General features: G+C 37.5%; 5 protein-coding genes and 1 pseudogene. All 6 read right to left on the minus strand.

From position 1 onward, the window contains the following. Window positions 1-895 (minus strand): 4Fe-4S binding protein (locus AC3AX0_RS06350; RefSeq protein WP_487549465.1); only part of this gene is annotated, 895 nt, incomplete at its 3' end. A gap of 17 nt (window positions 896-912) precedes the next feature. Beyond that, window positions 913-1,707: an electron transfer flavoprotein subunit beta gene (gene etfB / locus AC3AX0_RS06355; protein ID WP_487549469.1), complete on the minus strand. Its 795-nt coding sequence runs from the start codon at window positions 1,705-1,707 to the stop codon at window positions 913-915. A 19-nt stretch (window positions 1,708-1,726) separates the two neighbouring features. Next, window positions 1,727-2,866 carry an acyl-CoA dehydrogenase gene (locus AC3AX0_RS06360; protein WP_487549466.1) on the minus strand — a complete coding sequence of 380 codons (1,140 nt, stop codon included), beginning with the start codon at window positions 2,864-2,866 and terminating at the stop codon, window positions 1,727-1,729. A 158-nt stretch (window positions 2,867-3,024) separates the two neighbouring features. Continuing rightward, window positions 3,025-3,267 carry a hypothetical protein gene (locus AC3AX0_RS06365; RefSeq protein WP_487549467.1) on the minus strand — a complete coding sequence of 81 codons (243 nt, stop codon included), beginning with the start codon at window positions 3,265-3,267 and terminating at the stop codon, window positions 3,025-3,027. Window positions 3,268-3,435: 168 nt separating this feature from the next. Then, a complete protein-coding gene (locus AC3AX0_RS06370; protein ID WP_487549468.1) occupies window positions 3,436-5,010 on the minus strand; it encodes a BCCT family transporter in 1,575 nt (524 codons plus the stop codon). Between the two features lie 150 nt (window positions 5,011-5,160). Beyond that, window positions 5,161-5,403, minus strand: a pseudogene (locus tag AC3AX0_RS06375) (hypothetical protein); the annotation flags it as partial.

Genomic DNA, 5,403 nt, shown 5'->3' on the forward strand with positions numbered 1-5,403 from the left:
CAGTCAGCGATGCCATTTCCTTTGCTGACTTGACTATCTCAAGTACCTCTGTTCTAATATCATCTTTGCTCAGGTTTGCCTTTACTCTTATGACTTCACCTTCTAATCTTCCATCTCTTTCTCTCTTCTGCATTACTCCCGGTCTTACAGTCGACATCTGCGGTCTTGTTTTTGGACATATAATTGTCGCCATCAGATTTCCGCCGAATGCAGGTCTTGTTTGGAGAAGCTTTGTCTCTTCTTCATTTTCATCAAGTGTAGATGTATCAAGTGTTGTATTCTTCTCAGCAAAATCCTTGTAAGTCGATATTTTTACATCAAGTCTTGTACAGTCCGCTGTAAGTCCCGTATCCATTCTTGCTGCAACTCTCGGTGCAAGGTCTCTTCCTATGTGAGTTGCTCCGTAAAGTACTATTTCAGGCTTGTATTCTTTCATTGCCTCTACTGCAGCCTTTGTATATGCATCTGTAGTGTATTTCTCAAGTAATGGGTCTTCTATAAGATATACTCCGTCTGCTCCGTATTCACAGCATTCTTTTGCCAGGTTTACTACATTATTTCCCATGAGAAGCGCATATACCTTTGTTCCTTTTCCAATATCTCTTGTAAGTCTGTATCCTTCACCTATGAGTTCCTTTGATACATTCATAAGCTCGCCATTTCTCTGCTCAGCATACACCCATATGTTCTTGTACTCCGAAAGATCTACTGCTTCCTGTTCTTTTTGAGTATTTTCTATAGCATCAAATGGACATTTAGATATACACTGATTACATGCAGTACATTTTTCATTTATTACTGCCAGCTTGCCTTCCATTTCTATTGCTTCAAAGGGACATGCTGAAACACATATCTTACATCCCTTGCACTTTTCTTTATTTATTATTATTGCCATTATCGACTTCCTCCTTGTTAGATTATATGTTTATCTTTTAATTCAATTAAAAGATTCTTTGCAAGTTCGTTGTCCGTATCTCCTTGAACCATCTTTCCTTTTCCTTTTGGAGCAGGTGTAAATGATCTGAATACATTTGTAGGAGATGCATCAAGTCCAACCTGTTTTTCAGTTACTCCCAGGTCCTTTGCATTCCACACTGTTATTTCTTTTTTTGTTGCATCAAATATTCCCCTAACAGACATATATCTAGGTTCATTAAGCTCCTTTATCGCTGTCAACAAACAAGGTGTCTGCAACTTTATCACTTCATGTCCGTCTTCAAGGGCTCTTTTTACCGTCATATTCTTTTTATCGCTTCCTATTTCAAATTCCATTACATATGTTACCTGTGGAATATCAAGTTTTTCAGCCATCTGTGGTCCAACCTGGGCAGTGTCTCCATCTATAGCCTGTCTTCCTGCAAATATGATGTCGTAGTCTCCCAATTTTCTTACTCCTGCCGCCAATGCATTTGATGTTGCCCATGTATCTGAACCTCCAAGGGCCCTGTCTGAAAGAAGTACTGCATCGTCAGCTCCCTTGGCCATGCAATCTACAAGCATTTCCTTAGCCTGAGGAGGTCCCATTGTCAGTACTGTGATTTTTGTATCTGGATACTGGTCCTTTATCTTCAGTGCTTCTTCAAGAGCGTTTGAATCATCATGGTTCAATATGCTCTCAACGCCTTCCCTTATTAGAGTATTCTTAACCGGATCAATTTTGATTTCATTTGTGTCCGGTACCTGTTTTACACATACAATGATTTTCAATGACATATCTTTTTGCCTCCTATTTAAATACACTTCCAGAAATTATCATCTTCATGACTTCCGAAGTTCCCTCATATATTTCAGTTATCTTTGCATCTCTCATCATTCTTTCCACAGGATAGTCCTTAATATATCCATATCCGCCGTGGAACTGTACAGCCTTTGTTGTTACATGCATTGCAGTTTCAGAACAGTAAAGCTTCGCCTGAGCCGCTTCAATAGTGCTAGGCAATCCCTTCTGTCTTTTATCCGCTGCATTGTAAAGCAACAGTCTTGATGCATCTATTCTTGTCTTCATGTCTGCCATCTCAAATGACAAAGCCTGGAACTTATCAAGAGATCTTCCAAACTGCTTTCTAGATTTCATATATTCCACAGTCTTGTCAAATGCTCCCTGAGCTATTCCCAGTGCCTGGGCCGCTATTCCAAGTCTTCCGACATCAAGTGATTTCATCGCTATGCCGAATCCTCTTCCAACCTTTCCAAGAAGGTTTTCTTTTGGAAGCTTCACGTTTTCAAACAAAAGCTCAGTTGTAACAGATCCACAAATTCCCATCTTGTGTTCTTTCTTAGGTACTGAGAATCCTTCCATTCCTTTCTCAACTATAAATGCACTTATTCCCTTTGTTCCCTTTGACTTGTCTGTCATTGCCATTACAATTATTACATCGGCAACAGCACCATTGCTTATGAATATCTTCGATCCGTTCAGCAGCCAGTGGTCTCCCTTATCCACCGCTTTTGTCTGGATTCCTGCAGCATCACTTCCTGCGTTTGGCTCTGTAAGTCCAAATGCTCCAATCATCTTGCCCGATGTCAGTCCCAGCATATACTTCTTTTTCTGTTCTTCTGTTCCGTATGTAAATATCGGCCATGTACAAAGTGCACAATGTGTCTGAATTATAACTCCTGTGGATCCACAACCCTTTGATATTTCCTCTATTGCCATTATGTAGGATATATAGTCTGCTCCTGCTCCACCATATTCTCTAGGAAAAGGCATTCCCATAAGACCTATTTTCCCAGCCTTTTCCAATGTTTCTGCTGGAAATATTCCTTGTTCGTCTATTTCAGCCGCTATTGGCTCAACTTCATTGATAGTGAATTCTCTTGCCATTTTTCTGACCATTTCTTGTTCCTTTGTTAAGTTGAAATTCATTGTTTTCCTCCCTTGTGTATTTCATATCGATAATCGTATGAAATTTATTCTTATTAAATATTACAAAAACATTTATCAGAAAACCTCCTGATTTATTTGAAGCTAGATCTGCATCCGCCATAGTGTCTATTTTTCTTATTGTTTAAAATGTATTGACTTTACAAACACTGCCCTTTGTTTTGTTCCGAAACAGAACAATTTACATCAAAAGCCTTAACAACCAGTTTCCTTTCCAACTCAGCCTTCTTATCCTCTAAAGATACCATGCCGTTTAAAACATCCTCTTCATGCAATGCGGCTTCTAGACGTTCTTCTTTTTTTCGTACTACGGCTTTTCTTTCAATGAAAGCGACATCTTTAGGATATATTATGTCTGACTCAACGGTTATCGCCAATTTCAATAGCATATACCTCACTCGGATCCGCAGACATAGAAAAGCCGTCGTATACAATAAGTCTATAGACTTAAATCAGGTGGATAAACACTATCCACCTGATTTCATATATAGCTTTTCTTTAATTTTGTCTGTCTATATCAATTTAAACCTTATAATTAATATATGATGCCTTTACACATTTTCAATATACTCTTCGCCCTCGCTAAAGTCGGTATAATCATCAATCTCAGATCTTGTCAACTTGCTGAACTGAGAAGCAATACCTTTAAATGCACTTACATTCAAGAAGAGCAGCAATATTCCGATTGGTACGGCAACAGTTAGTGCAATCGTCTTAATAGTATTCAATTCCGCATTAACCAAAACCAAAATCAATGGGAAGAAAGAAAGCATCAAACACCAATATAGTCTAAACATAGGAGATGGATTGCTATTTTCACTTAATCTTTTTGTAGCTACAGAAGCTAATGTAAATGAATTACTATCTAACGTTGTTGCCATAAACAAGATTGCTACAACAGCAAATAGTCCTATAAAAAGATTTGGGAAAGGTAATGTTCCCAGAACTGCTACAATCATATCTGAAGTTTGTCCATTTGCCACCATATCAGCAGCTGGAACCAATCCCGCTCTTTCAACAGTCATAGTATAAGATTGGAATGTACCATGCATCAATAAAGTTCCGATAGTACCTGCAACCAAACTTAAGCTAATTACATCTTTTACTCTATGTCCCTTGAGTATTCTGGCAATAAATACACCCATTCCAGGTCCAAAGGCAATCCAGTAAGCCCAGTAGAAAACTGTCCATGCTTGCGGGAAACCGCCTTTATCAACTGGATCCGTCCAGAAACTCATTCTAACATAATTATCCAGCATTAATCCAAATGAATTTGTAATAGAATCAATAGTAAACAAAGTATCTCCAATAATCAATACAACTGCTAAAAATCCAATACAAAGGAGTAAGTTTAAATCACTTAATTTTGTCATCCCTTTACCAAGACCTACATACGAACTAATTGTAAAAATAATAGATATTAGCAAGATAATGGAAATATTCAATCCAAAACTCTGTTGTATTCCGAATACAGTTGAAATACATTTTGAAATCATAGGAATACTTAGTCCCAAGGTTATGCTGACTGCTCCTAACCCGGTAACAATAAATAAAATATCTACAACTTTAGTAAGGCTTTTTGGCCACTTGTCGCCAAATGTTGTAGAGCATATTGCACTCAGTTTAAATTGTTTATTTCCTTTGATGTAGAAGCTGTAAACAACTGGAATAGCACATATTGTATATAGTGACCATGCAGAAGGACCCCAGTGGAAGAAGTTATATGCTAGTCCCCATTCGGCAGCAAGTGCACTCCTTGGATCAATTCCAAAAGGTGGTGCAATGTAATAGTACATTACTTCTGTAAAGCACCAATACATGGTTGCAGATCCAAAAGCTGCACAGAATATCATTGCAAATATTTTAGGTTTTGTAAATTCAGGTTTATCTTTTCCTAATTTAATGTTTCCATATTTTGACAACATCAACCAAATCAAGAAAACTAGACTTGCCAATGTAACCCATAGAAATACCGAACCCAATCCAGATAAAATTCCATTAAACATTTTATTTGCAATCGCAGTTGAATCTTCTGGAAATACAGCAACTAAAATACCTAAAATAAGTACTACTGCCGAACTAATGGCAGTTATGGATATATTAATATTATTTGTTTTATTATTCATAATAATTGTACCAGCAACGTAAAATAATCAATTCATTTTACTAGCTGGAATTTCCTCCTTAGTTTTTTGGGAGAAGCTCACGCATACAGTCAAGCTGTTTGCGCAGCCTCCCATAAATTTATCATATCTGATTTTCTTAACGCTCTTTAATTACCTATCGTATTTAAAAAGAACCTCTTTCGCATATAATTTCTCAATTCGATCTTTTGAATAACCAATTTCACTTAGAACATCTTCGTTGTCCTCTCCCGGAAACTTAGATGAAAGAATTTCTTCGCAACATGTATCACCGAACTTGATAGGATTACCGGATGTCAATAGCGAACCAACCTGGAAGTCAGTTTGATATCGAATTACGTTACGTTCAGTGAATTGGGGCTGAGCCAAAATGTC

The organism is Dethiosulfatibacter sp., from assembly GCF_983023055.1.

Coding starts and splice junctions, on each gene's coding strand:
- AC3AX0_RS06370 (WP_487549468.1), bottom strand. CDS start 5,010: ATGAATAATAAAACAAATAATATTAATATATCCATAACTGCCATTAGT.
- AC3AX0_RS06360 (WP_487549466.1), bottom strand. CDS start 2,866: ATGAATTTCAACTTAACAAAGGAACAAGAAATGGTCAGAAAAATGGCA.